24 protein-coding genes are annotated in these 20,487 nt (G+C 60.2%); 18 read left to right on the top strand and 6 right to left on the bottom strand.

Going from position 1 to position 20,487, the window contains the following annotated elements:
* Positions 1 to 371 precede the first annotated feature (371 nt).
* Both rhtA and UB23_RS04630 read left to right on the top strand, forming a co-directional pair.
* Positions 372 to 1,259: a threonine/homoserine exporter RhtA gene (gene rhtA, locus UB23_RS04635; RefSeq protein WP_045058154.1), complete on the top strand. Its 888-nt coding sequence runs from the start codon at positions 372 to 374 to the stop codon at positions 1,257 to 1,259.
* A 179-nt stretch (positions 1,260 to 1,438) separates the two neighbouring features.
* Positions 1,439 to 1,720, top strand: a complete 282-nt coding sequence (locus tag UB23_RS04630) for a hypothetical protein (RefSeq protein WP_045058153.1) — start codon at positions 1,439 to 1,441, stop codon at positions 1,718 to 1,720.
* A gap of 7 nt (positions 1,721 to 1,727) precedes the next feature.
* Here UB23_RS04630 and UB23_RS04625 read toward each other — a convergent pair whose 3' ends face one another.
* Positions 1,728 to 2,288 carry a TetR/AcrR family transcriptional regulator gene (locus UB23_RS04625; protein ID WP_045058152.1) on the bottom strand — a complete coding sequence of 187 codons (561 nt, stop codon included), beginning with the start codon at positions 2,286 to 2,288 and terminating at the stop codon, positions 1,728 to 1,730.
* A gap of 90 nt (positions 2,289 to 2,378) precedes the next feature.
* Between UB23_RS04625 and UB23_RS04620 the strand changes: the two genes are divergently transcribed.
* A complete protein-coding gene (locus UB23_RS04620) occupies positions 2,379 to 3,107 on the top strand; it encodes an SDR family oxidoreductase (protein WP_045058151.1) in 729 nt (242 codons plus the stop codon).
* A 34-nt stretch (positions 3,108 to 3,141) separates the two neighbouring features.
* Positions 3,142 to 3,732, top strand: coding sequence for a 2-hydroxychromene-2-carboxylate isomerase (locus UB23_RS04615; RefSeq protein ID WP_045058150.1), 591 nt, complete (start codon positions 3,142 to 3,144; stop codon positions 3,730 to 3,732).
* Positions 3,733 to 3,769: 37 nt separating this feature from the next.
* On the opposite strand, the gene UB23_RS04610 is transcribed toward UB23_RS04615, so the two are convergent.
* From UB23_RS04610 to UB23_RS04595, 4 genes are all read right to left on the bottom strand, one after another.
* Positions 3,770 to 5,578: an aminopeptidase P family protein gene (locus UB23_RS04610; RefSeq protein WP_045058149.1), complete on the bottom strand. Its 1,809-nt coding sequence runs from the start codon at positions 5,576 to 5,578 to the stop codon at positions 3,770 to 3,772.
* 65 nt (positions 5,579 to 5,643) lie between these two features.
* On the bottom strand, positions 5,644 to 6,801 hold the full coding sequence (locus UB23_RS04605; RefSeq protein WP_045058148.1) for a cysteine desulfurase family protein: 1,158 nt from the start codon (positions 6,799 to 6,801) through the stop codon (positions 5,644 to 5,646).
* 204 nt (positions 6,802 to 7,005) lie between these two features.
* Positions 7,006 to 7,620 (bottom strand): LysE family translocator, encoded by a 615-nt coding sequence (locus tag UB23_RS04600; protein ID WP_045058147.1) that lies wholly within the window; start codon positions 7,618 to 7,620, stop codon positions 7,006 to 7,008.
* 98 nt (positions 7,621 to 7,718) lie between these two features.
* Positions 7,719 to 7,988, bottom strand: coding sequence for a hypothetical protein (locus UB23_RS04595; RefSeq protein WP_045058146.1), 270 nt, complete (start codon positions 7,986 to 7,988; stop codon positions 7,719 to 7,721).
* A 412-nt stretch (positions 7,989 to 8,400) separates the two neighbouring features.
* Between UB23_RS04595 and msuE the strand changes: the two genes are divergently transcribed.
* From msuE to UB23_RS04575, 4 genes are all read left to right on the top strand, one after another.
* Positions 8,401 to 8,964, top strand: coding sequence for an FMN reductase (gene msuE, locus UB23_RS04590; protein ID WP_045058145.1), 564 nt, complete (start codon positions 8,401 to 8,403; stop codon positions 8,962 to 8,964).
* 10 nt (positions 8,965 to 8,974) lie between these two features.
* Entirely contained in the window at positions 8,975 to 10,120 is a 1,146-nt protein-coding gene (gene ssuD, locus UB23_RS04585; protein ID WP_045058144.1) for an FMNH2-dependent alkanesulfonate monooxygenase, read from the top strand.
* Positions 10,121 to 10,254: 134 nt separating this feature from the next.
* Positions 10,255 to 11,442, top strand: a complete 1,188-nt coding sequence (locus UB23_RS04580; RefSeq protein ID WP_045058143.1) for an acyl-CoA dehydrogenase family protein — start codon at positions 10,255 to 10,257, stop codon at positions 11,440 to 11,442.
* 24 nt (positions 11,443 to 11,466) lie between these two features.
* Entirely contained in the window at positions 11,467 to 12,570 is a 1,104-nt protein-coding gene (locus UB23_RS04575) for a sigma-54 interaction domain-containing protein (protein WP_045058142.1), read from the top strand.
* On the opposite strand, the gene UB23_RS04570 is transcribed toward UB23_RS04575, so the two are convergent.
* The gene (locus UB23_RS04570) at positions 12,567 to 12,932 is read right to left on the bottom strand and encodes an antibiotic biosynthesis monooxygenase (protein WP_045058141.1); all 366 of its coding nucleotides are present in this window, start codon (positions 12,930 to 12,932) and stop codon (positions 12,567 to 12,569) included. The genes UB23_RS04575 and UB23_RS04570 overlap by 4 nt on opposite strands.
* Positions 12,933 to 13,026: 94 nt before the next feature.
* Here UB23_RS04570 and soxR point away from each other — a divergent pair, with 94 nt between their 5' ends.
* The 10 genes from soxR (at position 13,027) to UB23_RS04520 (ending at position 20,396) form a co-directional block, all read left to right on the top strand.
* Positions 13,027 to 13,482 carry a redox-sensitive transcriptional activator SoxR gene (gene soxR / locus UB23_RS04565; protein ID WP_045058140.1) on the top strand — a complete coding sequence of 152 codons (456 nt, stop codon included), beginning with the start codon at positions 13,027 to 13,029 and terminating at the stop codon, positions 13,480 to 13,482.
* A 100-nt stretch (positions 13,483 to 13,582) separates the two neighbouring features.
* Positions 13,583 to 14,041 carry a VOC family protein gene (locus tag UB23_RS04560; protein ID WP_045058139.1) on the top strand — a complete coding sequence of 153 codons (459 nt, stop codon included), beginning with the start codon at positions 13,583 to 13,585 and terminating at the stop codon, positions 14,039 to 14,041.
* Positions 14,042 to 14,256: 215 nt separating this feature from the next.
* On the top strand, positions 14,257 to 15,450 hold the full coding sequence (locus UB23_RS04555; RefSeq protein WP_045058138.1) for a PepSY-associated TM helix domain-containing protein: 1,194 nt from the start codon (positions 14,257 to 14,259) through the stop codon (positions 15,448 to 15,450).
* Complete coding sequence (locus UB23_RS04550; RefSeq protein WP_045058137.1) at positions 15,447 to 15,989, top strand: hypothetical protein; 543 nt, start codon at positions 15,447 to 15,449, stop codon at positions 15,987 to 15,989. Before UB23_RS04555 ends, UB23_RS04550 begins: the two co-directional genes overlap by 4 nt.
* Positions 15,986 to 16,309: a hypothetical protein gene (locus tag UB23_RS04545; RefSeq protein WP_045058136.1), complete on the top strand. Its 324-nt coding sequence runs from the start codon at positions 15,986 to 15,988 to the stop codon at positions 16,307 to 16,309. The genes UB23_RS04550 and UB23_RS04545 overlap by 4 nt, the downstream gene beginning before the upstream one ends.
* On the top strand, positions 16,306 to 16,878 hold the full coding sequence (locus UB23_RS04540; RefSeq protein WP_045058135.1) for a DUF6162 family protein: 573 nt from the start codon (positions 16,306 to 16,308) through the stop codon (positions 16,876 to 16,878). Before UB23_RS04545 ends, UB23_RS04540 begins: the two co-directional genes overlap by 4 nt.
* 35 nt (positions 16,879 to 16,913) lie before the next feature.
* Positions 16,914 to 17,837 (top strand): metal ABC transporter substrate-binding protein, encoded by a 924-nt coding sequence (locus UB23_RS04535; RefSeq protein WP_045058134.1) that lies wholly within the window; start codon positions 16,914 to 16,916, stop codon positions 17,835 to 17,837.
* Complete coding sequence (locus UB23_RS04530) at positions 17,834 to 18,577, top strand: metal ABC transporter ATP-binding protein (protein ID WP_045058133.1); 744 nt, start codon at positions 17,834 to 17,836, stop codon at positions 18,575 to 18,577. Before UB23_RS04535 ends, UB23_RS04530 begins: the two co-directional genes overlap by 4 nt.
* On the top strand, positions 18,577 to 19,476 hold the full coding sequence (locus UB23_RS04525) for a metal ABC transporter permease (protein ID WP_045058132.1): 900 nt from the start codon (positions 18,577 to 18,579) through the stop codon (positions 19,474 to 19,476). Before UB23_RS04530 ends, UB23_RS04525 begins: the two co-directional genes overlap by 1 nt.
* Entirely contained in the window at positions 19,476 to 20,396 is a 921-nt protein-coding gene (locus tag UB23_RS04520) for a metal ABC transporter substrate-binding protein (protein WP_045058131.1), read from the top strand. The genes UB23_RS04525 and UB23_RS04520 overlap by 1 nt, the downstream gene beginning before the upstream one ends.
* The last annotated feature ends 91 nt before the right edge of the window (positions 20,397 to 20,487 follow it).

Below are 20,487 nucleotides of genomic sequence, written 5' to 3'. Positions count from 1 at the left end.
AGAAGTTTTCCAAGTTTCCTTAGCAACTTCAACCACTTGCGCTTTCGATCTCTCGTTAGCGGGAGGCGAATTCTACAGCGTTACACGCTGCTGTCAACACCTCTTTTTCAACTTCTTTTGCGCTTCGATGACCTGAAGCAGCTGACCGTCAAAACTGCGTAACTCATTGTTTACCAAGGAGTTTTCCGTTTCGACTGCGCCGGAAGTGGGGCGAATTATAGACATCTGAAATCTGCCGTCAAGCACTGATTACGCTTTTCTATCAGAGGATCGAATTTGCTGCATAGAGATAGACGTATCACCACCGAATGCGCAGTATATTGCCCAGATATGGAATTACTCTCGCTTCCTGCCTTGGACGATGCCGCGAAATGAACAACCAGCCCCGCACTCTCTCCTCGACCCTGTTCTCGGTTGGCCTGCTATTAATAGCCATGGCATCGATCCAGTCTGGCGCATCACTGGCCAAAAGCATGTTCCCATTAATAGGCGCTCAAGGGACCACGACCCTGCGCCTGATCTTCGCCAGCGTAATCATGCTGCTGATACTGCGGCCCTGGCGCGCCAAGCTCACCGCCAAGTCCCTGCGCACTGTAATCATCTACGGCATGGCGCTGGGCGGCATGAACTTCCTCTTCTATATGTCTCTGCAAACGGTTCCCCTGGGGATCGCGGTCGCCCTGGAGTTCACCGGCCCCTTGGCCGTAGCGATCTATGCCTCGCGCCGAGCCATCGACTTTCTGTGGATTGCTTTAGCTGCGGTAGGCCTGCTCCTGCTGATTCCTACCGGCGCCACCAGTACCGGGATCGATCTCGTGGGTGCCGGTTATGCACTCGGTGCCGGCGTGTGCTGGGCGCTGTACATTCTGTTCGGGCAGAAAGCCGGCGCAGACAACGGCGTCCAGACAGCCGCCTTGGGCGTAATGATCGCAGCGCTGTTCGTCGCACCCATAGGGATCGTGCATGCAGGTGCGGCCTTGCTTACCCCCTCGCTGATTCCCGTGGCCATCGGCGTTGCCATCCTGTCCACTGCCCTGCCTTATACGCTGGAAATGGTCGCCCTCACGCGCATGCCTGCCCGCACCTTCGGTACGCTGATGAGTATCGAACCCGCTTTCGGCGCACTGTCTGGCTTACTGTTTCTGCAGGAATACCTTTCGTTGTCACAGTGGATGGCCATCATGTGCATTATCCTGGCATCCGTCGGAGCGACCCTGACCATGGGCAGCAATGCAAAGCCCGCGGTCGCGGTAGACTGATGAAGGATTTTACGAGAGTCTGGTATTTGACGACCAATTAGGCCATGTTTAACGCCCTGCCCGGCCCCACGACCCGGTGCCAGGCAGGAATGTTCAAGATCTGGATATCAAAACGCTTCAAACGAAAGCGAATGCAGTCAGACCCGGGCATCAGACCCGGGGACGCTATAGGGATAGTAATGAAACGAATTTTGATACTGATCGCGGTACTCGCAATTGCGGGTTGTGCGGCAACCTCCAAAACCCAGGTCAAGCACGGCAAGAAAGGGCTGCACATCAACTGTTCCGGTCTGTCGTCCTCTTGGGACAAGTGCTACACCAAGGCTGTCGACTCGTGTGCACCCAAAGGTTACAAGGTCATTGCCAAGTCGGGGGACTCAGTAGAAGAGCCAGGCGATTACCCGTTCGGCCTCAATCCAGCCGGCTACACCAGCCGCAGCATGATCGTCATTTGCAAGTAAGCGCACGTCAGGTTCGCGGCTCTGCTATTTGCTTGCGGATTTCGTCGTAGCTGGACTTCAGCACCGTGCGCTGGACGTCCGGTGTCGCCAACATCCGCGCCACTACCAGTGCGCCAACGCACTGCGACAGGATGGCCCAGGCGAGGCTTTCGCTGCCCAGTGTCAGCGCCCAGTTTTGTTGAAGCCGACAGATCCAGTCTTGCGCCAGCTGACGGACCGCATCGTCCGAACGGGCAATCTCGGCGCCCAGGGCGGGCAAAGCGCAACCGTTCTGCGCACTCTCGACGTGCGCCATGCTGAGGTATTGCCGCAGACAGCGATCCAGCTTCTGCAAGTCCTGATCCCCTTCCAGCCGGCACAGGCTTTGCCCCAGCTCGCGCTCCACAATCGCAGCGAACAGTTCATCCTTGGACGAGAAGTGGCTATAAAAAGCCCCTCCGCTCAAACCGATCGCCTTCATCAGGCCATCCACCCCCACGGTAGAGAACCCGGACTGCTTCGCCGATACGGCGCTGCTCTGCAAGAGCCTTTCTCTGGTTTCCAGCTTGTGGTTGGCCGAATAACGCATCGCCCTGCCCTCAGAAGTAATCACCTTGACGCTAGTCGGATCGTAGCATAACGTTCGTTTAGTTAACGATCGTTTACTAAAGGGTTTGCCATGAATAACAAGAAGGTCGTACTCGTTGTTGGCGCCGGTGATGCTACAGGTGGCGCGATTGCCAAACGCTTTGCGCAGGAAGGCTTCATCGCCTGTGTCACCCGACGCAGCGCCGATAAACTCCAGCCCCTGGTCGATGCCATCAAGGCTTCCGGTGCACAGGCCCATGGTTTTTCCTGCGATGCGCGCAAGGAAGAGGAGGTCGTGGCGCTGATCGAGCAGATCGAAAGCCAGATCGGCCCCATCGAAGCCTTCGTTTTCAATATCGGCGCCAACGTTCCTTGCAGCATCCTTGAAGAGACGGCGCGCAAATACTTCAAGATTTGGGAGATGGCCTGTTTCTCAGGTTTTCTCAACGGGCGCGAAGTGGCCAAGCGCATGGCCCAACGGCAGCGCGGAACGATTCTGTTCACCGGCGCGACCGCCGGGCTGCGCGGTGCAGCAGGCTTTGCAGCTTTTGCCGGGGCCAAACACGGGATCCGCGCCTTGGCCCAGAGCATGGCCCGGGAACTGGGGCCGATGAATATTCACGTGGCCCACGTGGTGGTCGACGGCGCAATCGATACCGATTTCATCCGCGAAAACTTCCCCGAGAAATACGCCACCAAAGACCAGGACGGCATCCTTAACCCCGAGCACATTGCCGACAATTACTGGTACCTGCACAGTCAGCCCCGTGATGCCTGGACCTTCGAGCTCGATCTACGTCCCTGGAACGAACGCTGGTAAACCCTTCCCTACAATTAAGCAGAGCACTTCGATCATGACTAAAACCGTGGAGTTCTTTTTCGACCTCGGCAGCCCGGCCACCTACCTTGCCTCTACGCAACTGCCGCGGATATGCCAGCAGACCGACAGCCAGCTGATCTACGTTCCGATGCTGCTGGGGGGTGTATTCAAAGCGACGGGCAACGCTTCGCCGGTAACCATTGCCGCCAAGGGCCGGTACATGTTCCAGGACCTGGCTCGATATGCGAAACGCTACGGCGTGCCACTCAAGTTCAACCCGCACTTTCCCATCAATACCCTGATGTTGATGCGCGCGGTGACCGGCATGCAGCTACGCCATCCCGAGCGGTTCGAGGTATTCATCGACTGCCTGTTCCGGGCGCTGTGGGTTGAGGGTCGCAACATGGATGATCCGCAAACGGTTGCCGCAGTGCTGACGGAACACGGATTTGATCCAGCTGAAACGCTGGCACTGACCGCAGACGAGCAAGTGAAGACGGCGCTCAAGGACAACACTGAGCGAGCGGTACAACGAGGGGTGTTTGGTGCACCGAGCATGTTCGTGGGTGATCAGCTGTTCTTCGGCCAGGACCGACTGGACTTCGTGGTTGAAGCCCTGAGCTGAATACAGGCGCCGCCATCGGCGCCTGATATTGCGATAATCAGATGGCAGCTGTCCGTGTGTTCAACCACTCAAGCGCAGCGCCATCGAGCAGCGGAGCGAGGCGCTCACGCACTTGGGCGTGATAAGCGTTGAACCACTGTTTTTCGTCCTCCGTCAGCAGCGCTGGCACCAGGCAGCGGGTATCGATCGGGCACAGCGTAAGCGTTTCAAATTTGAGGAATTCACCAAACTCGCTCTTGCCCGCTTCGCGATTCAGTACCAGGTTTTCGATTCGAACACCCCAGCGGCCAGGACGGTAGGTACCCGGTTCGATGGAGGTAATCATGCCCGGCTGCATGGCGGTTTGCGGTGCGGCAGCGGCTTGGTAGGCAATCACCTGCGGACCTTCATGCACGTTCAGGAAATACCCTACGCCGTGACCCGTACCGTGGCCATAATCGACGCTTTCGGCCCAGATCGGCGCGCGTGCAATGGCGTCCAGCAGCGGTGAAAGAATACCTTTGGGAAACTGCGCCCGGGACAAGGCGATGACGCCCTTGAGCACTCGTGTGCAATCACGCTTCTGCTCCTCGGTCGGGGTACCGACCGGAACCATCCGCGTAATATCGGTGGTGCCGCCCAGGTACTGGCCACCGGAGTCGATCAACAACAGGCCATCGCCCTCTATCACCGCGTGCGCTTCTTCGGTGGCGTGGTAGTGCGGCATCGCGCCGTTGGCGTTGAAGGCGGCGATGGTGTTGAAACTCAGCGACACATAACCCGGACGACGCATGCGTGCTGCCGTCAGGTGTTCGTCGATGGTCAGTTCGGTGATGCGCTCACGACCCCATGCCGACTCCAGCCAGGCGAAGAACTCGCACAGCGCCGCACCGTCCTGCTCCATGGCCAGGCGGATATGCTCGGCGTCCGCCAGGCTTTTCTGCGATTTGGCCAGGGTGGTCGGGTTCAGGCCCTCGACCAGTTTCACGCCGCTGTCCAAATTGTCCAACAGCCCGGCGGTGACCCGTGCCGGATCGATTTGCAGGCTCGCGCCGGCCGGTAACGCGCGCAAAGCGTCAGCCACTTCGCTGTAATCACGCAGCGTCACGCCGTCCTGTTCAAGGGTGGCGCGCAACTCGGCGCTGACCTTGCTCATGGCCACGAACAAGGTAGCCTGGTCCTGCCCGATCAAGGCGAAGGAAACAAACACCGGATTGAAAGACACGTCGCCGCCACGCAGGTTGAACAACCAGGCAATGTCATCGAGAGTGGCGATGAAATGCCAGTCAGCTCCAAGCGCCTTCATTACCTCGCGCAGCTTGCCGAGTTTTTCAGTGCGGCTGACGGTCGCCTGGGGTGGCAGGTGCTGATAGATCGGCTCGTTGGGCAAGCTCGGGCGATCGCTCCAGACTTCGCTTAACAAGTCGATGTCCGTGCGCAAGCGAGCACCGCGCTCCTCGAGCTTGCCACCCAGGGTGCGCGCCGAGGCCACTGCCATCACCGCACCGTCAACTGCCACCACACCACCTTCGGGGGTTTGCTCAGCAAGCCAGTCCAGCGGCCCAGGCTGGCCCGGTTGCAGCTTGACCAGTTCAATGCCACTGCCCTCAAGCTCCTTGGTCGCCTGCTCCCAATAACGGCTGTCGGCCCAGACTCCAGCGAAGTCCGGTGTGACGATCAGCGTGCCGACGGAACCATGAAAGCCCGACAGCCACTGACGCCCTTGCCAGTAACCCGGCAGGTATTCCGACAAATGCGGGTCTGCTGACGGCACCAGCAGCGCATGAATGCCCTCCCGGCTCATCAGCTCGCGGGTTTGCGCCAGGCGCTGGGGCACTGACCCATTGATCGAAGGCTGCGTACTCATCATGTCTCCTGCTAATCACGTATTCATTATTGTTGAAGCGCTGAGGTGCATGGGCGCTTTAAGACCTATTGCCAGAATGCCGGAGCACTGGTGCAGGCCGCTTTTATCAGGTCTGCCGCCTGGTCAATGTCCTGCGCGGTGGTGAACCGTCCAAGACTCAAGCGGATGGTGCGACTTGCCGAGTGGGTGTCATGCCCCAGGGCGAGCAGCACGTGAGAGGGGGCGTTACTCGCGGAATTGCAGGCCGACGTCGCGGAAAACGCGATCGAATGGCTCAACGCCGCGGAATTGAATTCACCCTCGGCAAACGTCAGGCTCAGGGTGTGGGGAATGCGTTGCGACGGGCTACCGTTGAGACGAACGCCGGGAATGCTTGAAAGTTGTTCGAGCAGGCGTTCGTGCAGACCGGCAACGATGACTTTTTCATCCTCGAACAGCTGCGCCGCCAACTCGAATGCCACACCCATGGCCGCAATCTGATGGGTAGCCAACGTACCCGAGCGCAAGCCGCCCTCGTGCCCGCCACCGTGAATCTGCGCGTGCAGGCGTTGTTGCGCACGGGGCCCCACGTACAACGCACCGATACCTTTAGGGCCGTAGATTTTGTGGGCGGAAAACGACATCACGTCCACCGGCAATTGCGCCAGGTCGATGACGACCTTGCCGGCGCCCTGCGCCGCGTCGACGTGAAACAAGGCATCACGCGCACGCACGATGTCGCCAATGGCAGCGATATCGTTGACCGTACCCAGTTCGTTATTGACCAGCATCAGCGAGACCAGGAAGGTGTCCTCACGCATGGCTTCGCTGACCGCCTGCGCGGTAATCAGGCCATCGGCATCAGGCACCAGGTAAGTGACCGCGACCCCGGCATCCTGCAATTGCCTGGCCGTGTCGAGTACCGCCTTGTGCTCGATCTGACTGGTAATGACATGGCCGCCAGCGACGCCTCGCGCCTGGGCCACGCCCTTGAGCGCGAGGTTATTCGATTCGGTGGCGCCGGAAGTCCAGACGATCTGATCGGCCTCGGCACCCACCAGATTGGCGACCTGCCGGCGGGCATGTTCTACGGTTTGCCGAGCCTGTTGCCCGAACGCATGGGAGCTGGACGCGGGGTTACCGAAGTTGCCGGTGAAACCCAGGCACTCGACCATGACCTTGATGACCCGCTCATCCACCGGGGTGGTGGCGGCGTAGTCGAAATACAACGGGCGTTTATTCATATAAGACTCGCAGAGCAGGTTCCGGGATCAGGAATCTCGTTGCTGGAACGGCAAAGCGCAGCCTCGTGAGCTGCGCCGACATCCCAGAACGTTAGAAATACCCGATCAGAGGCCGTTAAAGAAGAACAACTTCATTTAAAAGTGCGTAGGAACGCTCCTGAAGTCGAGCTTAACAGGCATCGGCCAACCGGTTGAAGCAATGCATCAGCCGATGCTCTCCAGCAGCAGCGGATAAAGCGATATCACCAGCAGTGCGGCCATGCCCCAGTTGAACACGCGCAACCAGCGGTGATCCTTCAACACATTGCGCAGCAGCGTGCCGCAGGCCGCCCAGACGCCGACGCTGGGCAGATTGATCACGGCAAAGACGGCGGCAATCACGATCACATTGGTGAAGTAGCCCTGCATCGGTGTGTAGGTACTGATGGCGCCAATGGCCATGATCCAGGCCTTGGGGTTCACCCACTGAAACGCCGCCGCACCCAGGTAGCTGATCGGCTTGCCCTTGCCGTCCTCGCTGTCTGACACCGGTCCGGAATGGGCGATCTTCCACGCCAGATACAACAGATAGGCGGCGCCTGCATAACGCAACACGGTGTAAAGCAACGGATAGGTTTGAAACACCGCGCCCAGGCCGAAACCCACCGCCACCACCAATACGAAGAAGCCGCAGGTGATGCCCAGCATATGCGGGATGGTGCGGTTAAAGCCGAAGTTCACGCCAGATGCCAGCAACATGGTGTTGTTCGGGCCAGGAGTAATCGAGGTGACCAGCGCAAACAGCGCAAAGCCCATCAGCAGATCGAGAGAGAGCGTCATCGGTTGCAGTCCGTCAGGGTCGGTCAGGTATCGACCCTATCGCAAGGGTTGCCTGAAGCCCATGGACAGTTAGGTAAAACTTCGAGCGGTACAGTCGTTCAGCTTGGGCGACCGTGCAGTTGGACAGTACGTTCGGCGTTCATTTCGCCCTGTTTGTCGAAGCTGAAGGCTTTCTGCGGCTTGCCGAGCAATTCGGCTTTTTTCGCGTGGTACTCGTCAAATGACAGGCTGCGACGATTCAGATCTTCCAGGGCCAATTGGCGGCTTTCTTGCGGAGTGTAAGGGCGTAACTCCGGGGAAACGTGGCTTGCACATCCAGCGAGTACGGAGAAAGCGAGCAGTAGCAAAACGGCGATGGGAGATTTCATGGCGTGGCGTCCTGGCATCTGGGTTCGGGGCAATGAACACAGGCTACTCGCGCCCCTCGCCGGGCAGAAATCAACGCTCTCGATAGTGGGTATCAAGCTTTCAGCCTCCCTACCGCAAGCACCTAGGAGGCAAACCTCTATTATTCTATATAGATCTATAAATATCTTTTAATGTTCTTTTGAGGAATAAGAGCAAACCTTTATAACAACTCCATCGCGTCGGCATCACTGTTGCTCCTGCAACTGTTGGCCGGGCAACAGCGAATCAACAATCAGCACCCGCAAGCGACAGTGGCAAGCGCCAGGCGGGGCGCAGCCCCCATGAAACAAGGCCTTCAGGGGTTGGTATAGCTCTTGCTCAACTCAGTGACTACTCACTGCTCCCCGAGCAACTGTTTAAAAGGAACTGATCATGTCGCGCCCATTGAAAGTCGTTGCCGTCTCCGGTGGTACCTGGCGTCCATCCCGTACCCTGGTACTGACTCAATCGCTGTTGGCCGAGCTGTCCGAACACTTGGTGATCGAAAGCAAAGTGATCGAGCTGGGCGACATTGCCCGGCCCTTGGGTGCGGCGCTGTCCCGCCAGGAACTGGGGCCGCAGGTCGAAGCCGAGTTGCAGGCGATCGAGAACGCCGAGCTGTTGATCGTTGCCGCACCGGTGTTTCGCGGCTCCTATCCCGGCCTGCTCAAGCACCTGTTCGACCTGATTGACCTCAATGCGCTGATCGATACGCCGGTGCTGCTGGCTGCCACCGGCGGCAGCGAACGGCACGCCCTGGTACTCGATCATCAACTGCGCCCGCTGTTCAGTTTCTTCCAGGCCCTGACGTTGCCGATTAGCGTCTACGCCACCGAAGCCGATTTCTCAAACTACCAAATAACCAGTGAGCCCTTGAAGGCCCGCATTCGTCTTGCTGCAGAACGCGCCGCACCGCTGTTCGGCGCGCATCCCAAAAATCTGCTGAAAATCGCTTAAGGATCTCTTCATGGATGTTTTCTGGTTCCTGCCCACCCACGGCGACGGCCACTACCTGGGCACCACCCAGGGCGCTCGCCCGGTGACCCTCAACTATCTGAAGCAAGTGGCCCAGGCCGCTGACAGCCTTGGCTACCACGGCGTGCTGATTCCCACCGGGCGCTCCTGCGAAGATTCGTGGGTGATTGCCTCGGCACTGGTGCCGCTGACCGAACGTCTGCGTTACCTGGTCGCCATCCGGCCGGGCATCATCTCGCCGACCGTATCGGCACGCATGGCTGCCACCCTGGATCGCCTGTCCGGAGGGCGCCTGCTGATCAACGTGGTCACCGGTGGCGACCCGGATGAAAACCGCGGCGACGGCAGTTTCCTTGATCACAGCGAACGCTACGAGGTGACCGACGAGTTCCTGAAAATCTGGCGCCGAGTTCTGCAAGGTGAATCGGTTGATTTCGAAGGCAAACACTTGCGGGTGCAGAACGCCAAGGCGCTGTATCCACCGGTGCAGAAACCCTACCCACCGCTTTACTTCGGTGGGTCTTCGCAGGCTGCCCACGATCTCGCGGCCGAACAGGTCGACGTCTACCTGACCTGGGGCGAACCGCCCGCCGCCGTGGCGCAAAAACTCGCCGATGTGCGTGAGCGCGCTGCGTGCCAAGGGCGCACGGTCAAGTTCGGAATTCGCTTGCATGTCATCGTGCGCGAGACGGCTGAGGAGGCCTGGAAAGCCGCCGACAAATTGATCGAACACATCAGCGACGAAACCATCCAGGCGGCCCAGAAATCCTTCTCGCGCTTTGATTCGGAAGGCCAGCGACGCATGGCCGCATTGCATGACGGGCGTCGCGACAACCTGGAGATTTCACCCAACTTGTGGGCCGGTGTCGGCCTGGTACGTGGCGGTGCCGGTACTGCACTGGTGGGGGATCCGCAGCAGGTTGCCGCGCGGATCAAGGAGTACGCAGACCTGGGCATCGAGAGCTTCATTTTCTCCGGCTACCCGCACCTCGAAGAAGCCTACCGCTTTGCCGAACTGGTGTTCCCGCTGCTGCCTGAGCCCTACGCCAGCCTGGCCGGGCGTGGCGTGACCAACCTTACCGGACCGTTTGGCGAAATGATTGCCAACGATGTGCTACCCGGCAAAGCCACCGCTTAAAGGGTGCTCCCAGTGGGAGTGGGTCTGCTGGCAAGGTCGTCCGTTCAGCCGACAATCATGTTGGATGTTCCGACCTCATCGCGAGCAGGCTCGCTCCCACCGGGGATCTGCGTCGAATTTCCTGAGGAACCCCCGTGACTGCCAAGCCACAAAGCGCCTTGATATCCCCGCTGCAGACCGCCCGGCAACTGGCCGCGCAGTTTGCCCTCACCGCTGTCGAGCGCGATGAACGCGGCGGTACGCCCAAAGCCGAACGTGATGCTTTGCGTGAAAGCGGCCTGCTCGCCTTGAGCATCCCCACCGAATACGGGGGCCTGGGCGCGCGCTGGAGTGAAATCCTGGCCATCGTGCGCGAGTTCGCCAAGGTCGACAGCTCGATCGCCCATGTCTTCGGCTTCCATCACCTGATGCTCGCCACTGTGCGCCTGTTTGCCAGGCCCGAACAATGGCAACCCTGGTTTGAGCAGACCGCGCGCAAGAACTGGTTTTGGGGCAATGCCTTGAACCCCCTGGACACCCGCACCGTAGTACGCAAGCTGGATGGCTGGCGCGAGTTCTCCGGCAAGAAAAGCTTCTGTTCCGGCGCCAGCGATTCGCAAATGCTGATTGCCTCGGCGGTGGATGAAACGGCCGGTGGCAAGCTGTTGATCGCGGCGATCCCCAGCAGTCGCAGCGGCATCACCCTGCACAACGACTGGAACAACATGGGCCAGCGCCAGACCGACAGCGGCAGTGCCACCTTCGAACGGGTGCGGGTGGAGGAATCGGAACTGCTGCTCGACCCAGGCCCGTTGAGCACGCCATTCGCGTGCCTGCGCCCACTGATCGCCCAACTGACCTTTACCCACATGTTTCTCGGTATCGCCGAAGGCGCCTTCGATGAGGCACGGGCATACACCCTTACCGAAGCCCGGCCCTGGCATAAATCCAACACCCGGGAGGTCAGCCAGGACCCTTATGTGCTGGGTCATTACGGCGAATTCTGGGTGGCGCTCGAAGGCGTTCGATTGCTCGTGGAGCGCGCCGCCGACCTGCTCGACAAGGCCTGGGCAAAGGGCCCGAAACTCAGCGCCGAAGAACGCGGGCACTTGGCGATTGCCATCGCTACCGCGAAGGTTGCCGCTACCCGCAGCGGCCTGGACCTGTGCACGCACCTCTTCGAGGTGACCGGCGCGCGCTCAACCCACGCCTCGCTCAGGCTGGACCGTCACTGGCGCAACCTGCGCACGCAAACCCTGCACGATCCGGTGGATTACAAACTCCATGAGCTGGGTGACTGGGCGCTGAACCAGTGCCTGCCGATTCCGACTTTCTATTCCTAGCCTGCCATTCATGGAGCGAACCCCATGCAACTGCTGACCTTACCGCCCTCGCCCGCGTTGGCCACGTCAATCCGAGCCACCGCCCAGGTGTTCGAAGACCCGAAATCCCAAGCCCTGCTTGCGCATTTGCAGCAGGTGGCGCCGAGTGAGGCCAGCGTGCTGATCATCGGCGAAACCGGCACCGGCAAGGAGCTGGTAGCGCGACACATTCATAACCTCAGCGCGCGGCGCAATCGCCCTTTCGTCGCCGTGAACTGCGGCGCCTTCTCCGAATCCCTGGTCGAGGCGGAGCTGTTCGGGCATGAGAAAGGTGCTTTTACCGGCGCTCTCAGTGCCAAGGCCGGCTGGTTCGAAGAGGCGAATGGCGGCACCTTGTTCCTCGATGAAATCGGCGACCTGCCGATGGCGATCCAGGTCAAGTTACTGCGAGTGTTGCAGGAGCGCGAAGTCGTGCGCCTGGGCTCGCGCAAGAGCATTCCGATCGATGTACGGGTGCTCGCCGCCACCAACGTGCAGTTGGAGAAAGCCATCAACGCGGGGCACTTTCGCGAGGACCTGTATTACCGCCTCGACGTGGTCAGCCTGGAACTGAGCCCGCTGCGCGATCGACCCGGCGACATCCTGCCGCTGACCCGGCACTTCGTTGATGCCTACAGCCAGCGCCTGGGCTACGGCACTATCACGATCAGCAAAGAGGCTGAACTGAAACTGCGCAGCTACAGTTGGCCAGGCAATATTCGTGAACTGGAAAACGTCATTCACCACACCTTGCTGATCTGCCGCAACGGCGTCATCGAACGCGATGACCTGCGCCTGTCGAACATGCGCATCGAACGTCAGGACGACCAGGGCGGCAGCTTCCACGACTCCCCGGAAGCCCTGCTCGAGCGGGCATTTGAAAAACTCTTCGAGGAACAGGCCGGAGCGCTGCATGAAAAGGTCGAGGATGCATTGCTGCGCGCAGCCTATCGCTTCAGTCATTACAACCAGGTGCACACCGCCGCACTGCTGGGGCTGAGCCGCAATGTGACGCGCACCCGACTGATCAAGATCGGTGAACTGGCGGTGAACAAACGCCGGCCTGCGGAAAACCTCCAGGGTGAGCGCTTGATGCAGCTGTCTATCTAGCCCACCAGATGGCAGTGCAGCGCGTTGTCATGGCTACGTTCCAGGCTGTGCAACACCTGGAACGAGCCGAAGGTTACGGTCTTCGCCTGATGGGCACGAATCAATTGCCAGAAATCCTGCTCGCCACTTTCAAACTGCTGGAACGCCGCTTCCCCTGCTTCGCGCGTCTGCCATTGCAGATAGTTGAGCACCCGCCGGCCATCGTCGCTGGCCTGGATACTGGCACTGAGGAAACCCGCGTGGTCCTGAGCCAGGCGTTCGGTTTGCATCGATAGCGCCGACACCAGTGCCGGTTGCTGATGAGGTTCGATCTCGAACTCGATCAGTTGGGTAAAGCTGCGATTTTTCTCTGGCGCCTGCATGAAAAAGTCCCCGTCTGTGTATGCCGGACATTGCGATCCGAAGGCTTGCAGGGTAAAACCTCTAGTTAAGTCAAGGTCAAGAGGGATTTTTCAAATGATGACCCCGGAACCCCTGCAGCGGGAGCTCACGGTCGGCCAGGTTGCCGCCCGCAGCGGCGTGGCAGTCACCGCGCTGCATTTCTATGAAACCAAGGGCCTGATCAAGAGCAATCGCAACCAGGGCAACCAGCGCCGCTATCCGCGGGAAGTGTTGCGCCGGGTGGCGTTGATCAAGGTGGCACAACGCCTGGGCATTCCGTTGGCAGAGATTGGTAAGGCGCTGCAATCGCTGCCCGATAACCGCGCACCGACCGCCGCCGACTGGAGGGTGTTGTCGGCGCAGTGGAGCCGGGATCTGGATGAGCGGATCAACCAGCTGACGTTGCTGCGCGACCGGTTGAATGGATGTATTGGTTGCGGATGCCTGTCGATGGAGGCCTGTCCGTTGCGCAATTTTGGTGATGTTTTGGGGGACCGTGGGCCTGGGGCGCATTTGCTGGAGGAGGACTGAGTGCTGGCGAAGGGTAAAGCAGGTCAAAAGATCGCAGCCTTCGGCAGCTCCTACTATATTTGTGGGGCATTCTCATTGCATAAAACCTGGGAGGACCGCCATGAGCGTCAAACCCATTCCAGAGGGCTATCACAGCATTACGCCGTATCTGGGTATTCAAAAAGCTGCCGAAGCCATCGAGTTCTACAAAAAAGCCTTCGGTGCCGTCGAAGTGATGCGCCTGGCGATGCCCGATGGTGGAATCGGTCACGCCGAATTGCGCATAGGCGATTGCCCGATCATGTTGGGCACCCCCTGTGATCAAGGGCCATTGAGCAATCCTGATGAGTCCCCTTGCGTGGGATTGCATCTGTACGTCAATGATGTGGATGCCTCGTATAAACAGGCGATTGCTGCTGGTGGCATTGTCGTGTCCGAGGTCAAGGATCAGTTCTATGGTGATCGGTCCGGCACGCTCAAAGACCCCTACGGACACATGTGGTTTCTGGCCACGCGCAAGGAAGATCTGACCCAGGAGCAAATCGAGCAGCGCGCGCAGGAAATGTTCCAGCAGGGCTGACTTCCCGCTCCGCCTCCACCGTTACCTCGACGCTGCAGGCGGATTAACGACGCTCGAAACATTTTCTTGCATATGCGGATTCGGGATTCTTGATTCTCATTCGTCTTATATAGATGCAGTCTGCTCGCGTAGGCAAAAGCCACGAGCGACTTTTCATCGACCCAACGCTGGGAAGCCTGCAGCCGAGGTCCTCTCATCGCTATAAGACTTACATCATGTCGAAGAAATCCCGCTCCAAAATCTGGTTTCTGGTGCACAGCTGGCTGGCGCTGCCGATCTGGTTTTTTGTACTGATCGTCTGCGTGACCGGCACACTTGCCGTGGTCAGCCAGGAGATCGTCTGGCTGGCCAATCCGCTAATGCGCGCCAGCCAGCCTTCCGATGATGCCCCGATGCTCAACTACGACCAGATCGTCGCCGCGATCAAAAAGGCCGAGCCGAACACCCTGGTCGAAAGCATCAGCCGTCCCGATGAGTCGCACTTTGCCCTCGACGTCGAGGTCAGCTACCCGGACGGGCGTTCGGTGACGGTCTACGTCAACCCTTATACCGGGGTGATACAGGGCACGGCACCGCAATTCAATTTCCAGGCCTTCACCCGCGCACTGCATGGCTGGTGGCTGGTGCCGTTCACCAACGGTTACAGCTGGGGCTGGTACCTGGTGTCGTTCCTGAGTCTGCCGATGCTGGCGTCCCTGGTCACCGGGCTGGTGGTGTACAAGAAATTCTGGAAAGGCTTCCTCAAGCCGACCCTGCGCATTCGTCACGGTGCACGAATCTTCTGGGGCGACTTTCACCGGCTCAGCGGCATCTGGTCGATCTGGTTTATCGCGGTAATTTCCGTGACCAGCACCTGGTTCCTGATCGAGGCATTCATGTTCGATAACCAGGTGACGATTTCCACTGCCCCGGTGGCCCTGGTAGTGCCTCGAGAGAGCGTGCCGCTGAGTACCGATGGTTCGCCTGCGCCGATGATCAGCCTGCAGAATGCGATTACCGAGGCCAAGGAGCGTATTCCCGGGCTGGAGGACAGCTTTGTCAGCATGCCCGCCAATGCCTACAGCTACCTGACGGTAGGCGGACGCAGCTGGTACCCGCTGATGTTCCAGACCGCCGATATCAACCCCTACACCGGTGAAATCGCCTCCACTCGCCTGCTCTCGGATCGCTCCGGGCTGGAGCTGGTAACCGAATCCATGCGTCCCCTGCACACCGGCGACTTTGGCGGCCTGTGGATCAAGCTGATCTGGTTCTTCTTCGGCTTGCTGCTGAGCATGATGGTCCTCAGTGGCCTGCTGATCTGGACCAAACGCACCGCCCTGGCCACGGCCAACGCCCTGAAGCGGGAAAACAAACGTGCCCGAGTGCCAACTGCCCCTCGCCACGAAACCACGGAGGTGAGCCAATGAGCCTGCTCGTTGCGGATAAACCTTCTTCGAAACTGAGCCGTTTCTGGCACAAGTGGCGCTTCCACATCAATGTCCTGCTGTTGCTGGTACCGCTGGGTTTCATGCCCAAGTACTTCGCCGATGCCGCGCTGTTCCGGGGTGATACCGGTTTGGGTGAACGCGAAGCCGGAGAAGTGCAGGTCGGCCCCTGGAGCCTGCGCCTGGCTGAACTGCGCAACGAAGCGCCGCGACTGGATGGGCCCGCCGGCTACATGAAGAGCTTCAACGCCGCGCTATGCGACAGCTGCCGCGACCAGGTCAAGGCCACCTACCTGCGCATCGGCAAGCCCCGCAGCCTGCGCGCCGCCGGGGTGATTTTCTTTGGCACGCCTTACCGCATGGGCGCCATGTTGCCAATCCCGGAAAAGACCAAGGCCGATGCCGAACTGTGGATCACCATGGAGGGCTGGGACGGTGCCATGCACCAGGCTTCCATGCCCCTGAGCCAGGCATCCCCCGCCACCATCGAGTGGCTGAACAAACAAGGAGGCAAACCATGACTTTGCGTCATCTGCGCAACCTGGTGCTAGTGCTCTGCGCCGGATTCAGCACCAGCGCCCTGGCCCATAACCCGATGTGCGAATGCAAGGCCGTCGACGCCGAACAGATCGAATGTACCGGGGGCTTTTCCGATGGCAGCGGTGCCCCGGGTGTGACCCTGGATGTGATCGGCTACGACGAAACCATTCTGGTGCCCGGCAAGCTCGGCGCCGATTCGAAGATGACTTTCAAGAAACCCGCCGCCGAGTTCTATGTGCTGTTCGATGCGGGCCCGGGCCATGTGGTGGAAATAGACCAGGCGGACATCCAGACCCCATGAGCACCCCCACAAACCAGATAGTCCGCCCGGCCGGAGCCGGCCACGAAACGCTGTACGTATTGCTCTTGTGCCTGATGATCCTGGCCGTGGCCGCCTCGGTCGTGGCCTGGCGCCATGAGTCCCAGGAGGTCAGCACCGTAGCCAGTCATCAACTGGATGCGCGCCGCGACCTGAGCGCTTCCGAACAGGGCATCTACGCCGACCTGCGGGTCACGCTCGACGAGATCCACTTGTTGCGCCAGGAGCAGCAGGCATTGCCAACGCCGGCGCTGCTGGCTGACGAAGGCTTCGCGCCATTTGCCCAGGACGCCAGCTCGGTCAGTCGTGGCAGCCATGCCTGGGAGTTGCTGCAGGACCAGGCTTATTTCGGCCAGAGCCAGTCTCCCGACGTGGCCGGCTCTTTCCTGATGCGCCTCACCGCTGATGACGATGAGCCGGACATCTGGCTGCATCGCGGCAAAGCCCTCAAGGCGCCAGCCAATCTTGCCGACTCCGCGCTCGAAAGCGCCGGCTGGCAGCAGATCGTCGCGCAATTCGATGCCGGCGTCACTCGCCAGCATCGGCACTGACCCCTCGCCTTTACCCGAGAGAAGACCGCTTTCCCATGCCTATTTCATCTCAACGTTTCATGCCCGCCCTGCTGGCTGGCCTGCTTGCCTGCCTGCTGGTCCCCCTGGCCAGTGCTGAGGAGGCCAAGCGCCTGCGCATCGGTATCACCCTGCATCCGTACTACAGCTACGTGGCAAATATCGTCGGCGACAAGGCCGAAGTGGTGCCTTTGATTCCCGCCGGTTTCAACCCGCATGCCTACGAGCCACGCGCCGAAGACATCAGGCGCATCAGCGGACTGGACGTGGTTGTGCTCAACGGGGTTGGGCATGACGATTTCGCCGACCGCATGATCGCCGCCAGCGAAACGCCCAACGTGGCGGTGATCGAAGCCAACCAAAACGTGCCGCTGCTGGCCGCTACCGGCGTGGCTGCCCGTGGGGCCGGCAAGGTCGTCAACCCGCATACCTTCCTGTCGGTCAGCGCCTCGATTGCCCAGGTCAACAACATTGCCCGGGAGCTGGGAAAACTTGATCCGGCGAACGCCAAGACCTACACCCGGAACGCCCGAGCCTACGGCAAACGGCTGCGGCAGATGCGCGCCGACGCCCTGGCGAAACTCACCGAAGCGCCCAATGCAGAGCTGCGCGTAGCCACCGTGCATGCCGCCTACGACTACCTGCTGCGCGAGTTCGGCCTGGAAGTGACGGCCGTGGTCGAGCCTGCCCATGGTATCGAGCCCAGCCCGAGCCAGTTGAAAAAGACCATCGACCAGTTGCGAGAGCTGGACGTGAAAGTGATTTTCTCCGAGATGGACTTCCCTTCGAGCTATGTCGACACCATCCAGCGTGAATCCGGAGTGAAACTGTACCCGCTGTCGCACATTTCCTATGGCGAATACACGGCTGACAAGTATGAGAAGGAAATGACCGGCAACCTCAACACCGTGGTCCGGGCTATTCAGGAGTCGGGCGCATGACTGTCCAGGAGACCCTGATTGTCCAAAGCACCGGCCCGACCCTGGATTTCGCCGACGTCGGCCTGACCCTCGGCCGCACCACGATCCTTGACCAGGTGACCTTCCAGGTACAGCCCGGCAGCATCCATGCACTGGTCGGACCCAACGGTGGCGGCAAGAGCTCGCTGATCAAGACCCTGCTCGGGCAAATGCCCCACCAGGGCCGCCTGAGCCTGCAATGGCCAGGCACCCCGGGGACGATCGGCTACGTGCCGCAAGCGCTGGAGTTTGATCGCGGACTGCCGATGACCGTCGACGACTTCATGGCCGCGATGTGCCAGCGTCGACCGGCATTTCTGGGGGTGAGCAAGCATTACGCGGCAGCCATCGGTGATGCCCTGGAACGGGTCGGCATGCAGGACAAACGCAAACGACGCATGGGCGCTTTGTCCGGTGGCGAACGTCAGCGAGTATTACTGGCCCAGGGGCTGATACCGGCGCCGCAGTTGCTGGTACTCGATGAACCCATGTCGGCTCTCGATGAAGCCGGCATCCAGGTTTTCGAGCGACTTCTCGGGGACTGGCGCCAAAGCGGCATCACGGTGCTGTGGATCGAACATGACCTGGAAGCCGTAGGTCGTCTGGCGGACCGGGTCACCGGGCTCAACCGCCGGGTGCTGTTCGATGCAACGCCCAAGCAGGCACTGACACCGGAACGCCTGCTGACGCTGTTTTCCACCCATCCACGGAGCGCCGCCTGATGAGTTATGAAGCCTTTCGCCTGATGATTCAGGGCTGGGCGTCTTCGGGTTACCTGCCTGAAGCGCTGGCGTACGGTTTCGTGGTCAATGCGTTGTTGGCCGGCCTGCTGATCGGACCGGTGCTGGGTGGCCTGGGCACCCTGGTGGTGGTCAAGCGCTTTGCGTTTTTCTCCGAAGCAGTCGGCCACGCGGCACTGACCGGCGTGGCCGTCGGCATTCTGCTGGGGGAACCTTACACCGGGCCTTATGGCAGCCTGTTCGGCTACTGCCTGCTGTTCGGCATCCTGCTCAACTATTTGCGCAACCGCACCGGGCTGTCACCGGATACGCTGATCGGCGTGTTCCTCTCCGTTTCGTTAGCCCTGGGTGCCAGCCTGCTATTGATTCTCGCCGGGAAGATCAACGTGCACATCCTTGAAAACGTGCTGTTCGGTTCGGTCCTGACGGTCAACGGGAATGACCTGCTGGTGTTGGCCATCGTGGGTTCACTGGTCATGGCACTGGCCTTGCCGCTGTACAACCGCATCATGCTCGCCAGCTTCAATCCGCAGCTGGCGGCGGTGCGCGGGGTGGCGGTGAAGACCCTCGATTACCTGTTCGTGATTCTGGTAACCCTGATCACCGTCGCCGCAGTGAAAGTGATCGGCGCCATTCTGGTCGGGGCCCTGCTGGTCATTCCGGCGGCGGCTGCACGATTGCTCAGCCAGTCGCTCAAGGGCTTTTTCTGGTGCTCGGTGCTGATCGCCACGATCAGTACCCTGTGCGGCATTCTCGCCCCGATCGTTTTTGATCTGCCAATTCCATCCGGTGCCGCGATCATTCTGGTGGCCGGCATCGCCTTCGCCCTGGCGGCCGTTGCCCGTGGCGTCGTTCCTGGCCTGAAAGGGAATATCGGATAATGTCTTTTAAGTTGCGTCAACTAACCCTGGCGGTCGCCTTGTGCACCTTGGCCCACACGGCCTTCGCGGCCGACAGCACAAAACCCCTACGCGTCCTGGCCTCGCTGCCGATCACCTATGGCTTGGGCGAAGTCCTGCTCAAGGGCACCAACGTCCAGCTCGAACGTGCCGCGCCGGCGAACCTGCCCGGCAGCCGGCAGACCGCCTACTTCACCGGCCGAGGTGCACCGGCCCTGGCCAAGCTGGCGACCGATGCCGATGCAGTGATCGGCCTGCGTTCGTTGTGGGCCGACGACCCGCTCTATCCCATGTCCCGACGCAGCAACATCCGGGTCGTCGAAGTCGATGCTGCCCGCCCGGTGGACGGCGCCCTGCCCGGCATCGCCGTACAGCCGGACAACAAGGTCGACGGCCTCAACAGCCAGCCATGGTTGTCCAGCAACAACATGGGACGCATGGCGGATGTGATGGCGGCAGATCTGGTGCGCCTGGCACCCGCAGCCAAGCCGGTCATCGAGGGCAACCTGGCGACGCTCAAACAGCGCCTGCTGAAGTTCAGTGCCGACAGCGAAGCGCGCCTGGCCCGCGCCGACAACCTCAGCGTAATGAGCCTCAGCGATCATTTCGGTTACCTGATTGGTGGTCTCAACCTGGAACTGATCGGCCTCGACGCCCGCCCGGATGCCGAATGGACCCCGGAGGCACTCAAGCAACTGGCGGCGACGCTCAAGGACAATGATGTGGCCGTGGTGTTACATCACCGCCAGCCGTCGGATGCGCTCAAAGCGGTGATTACCGAGGCAGGAAGCCGCCTGGTGGTACTGAATATCGATGGGGTGGATCCGGTGGTTGAGCTGGAAGGGAATGTGGATTCGGTGATCAAGGGGTTGAGTGACCCAGCCGCACCCTCCCCCCTGTAGGCGCTGTCGAGTGCAACGAGGCTGCGATCTTTTCTGCAGCCCAGGCACCAAAAAGCCCGCTGACTGTCACCAGTCCAGCGGGCTTTTTTTG

The organism is Pseudomonas sp. ES3-33 (genome assembly GCF_000952175.1).
In the GTDB taxonomy this organism is placed as follows: domain Bacteria; phylum Pseudomonadota; class Gammaproteobacteria; order Pseudomonadales; family Pseudomonadaceae; genus Aquipseudomonas; species Aquipseudomonas gregormendelii.
Note: the sequence above shows the minus strand (reverse complement) of the source record. Positions and strands in the feature narration are given on the sequence as shown.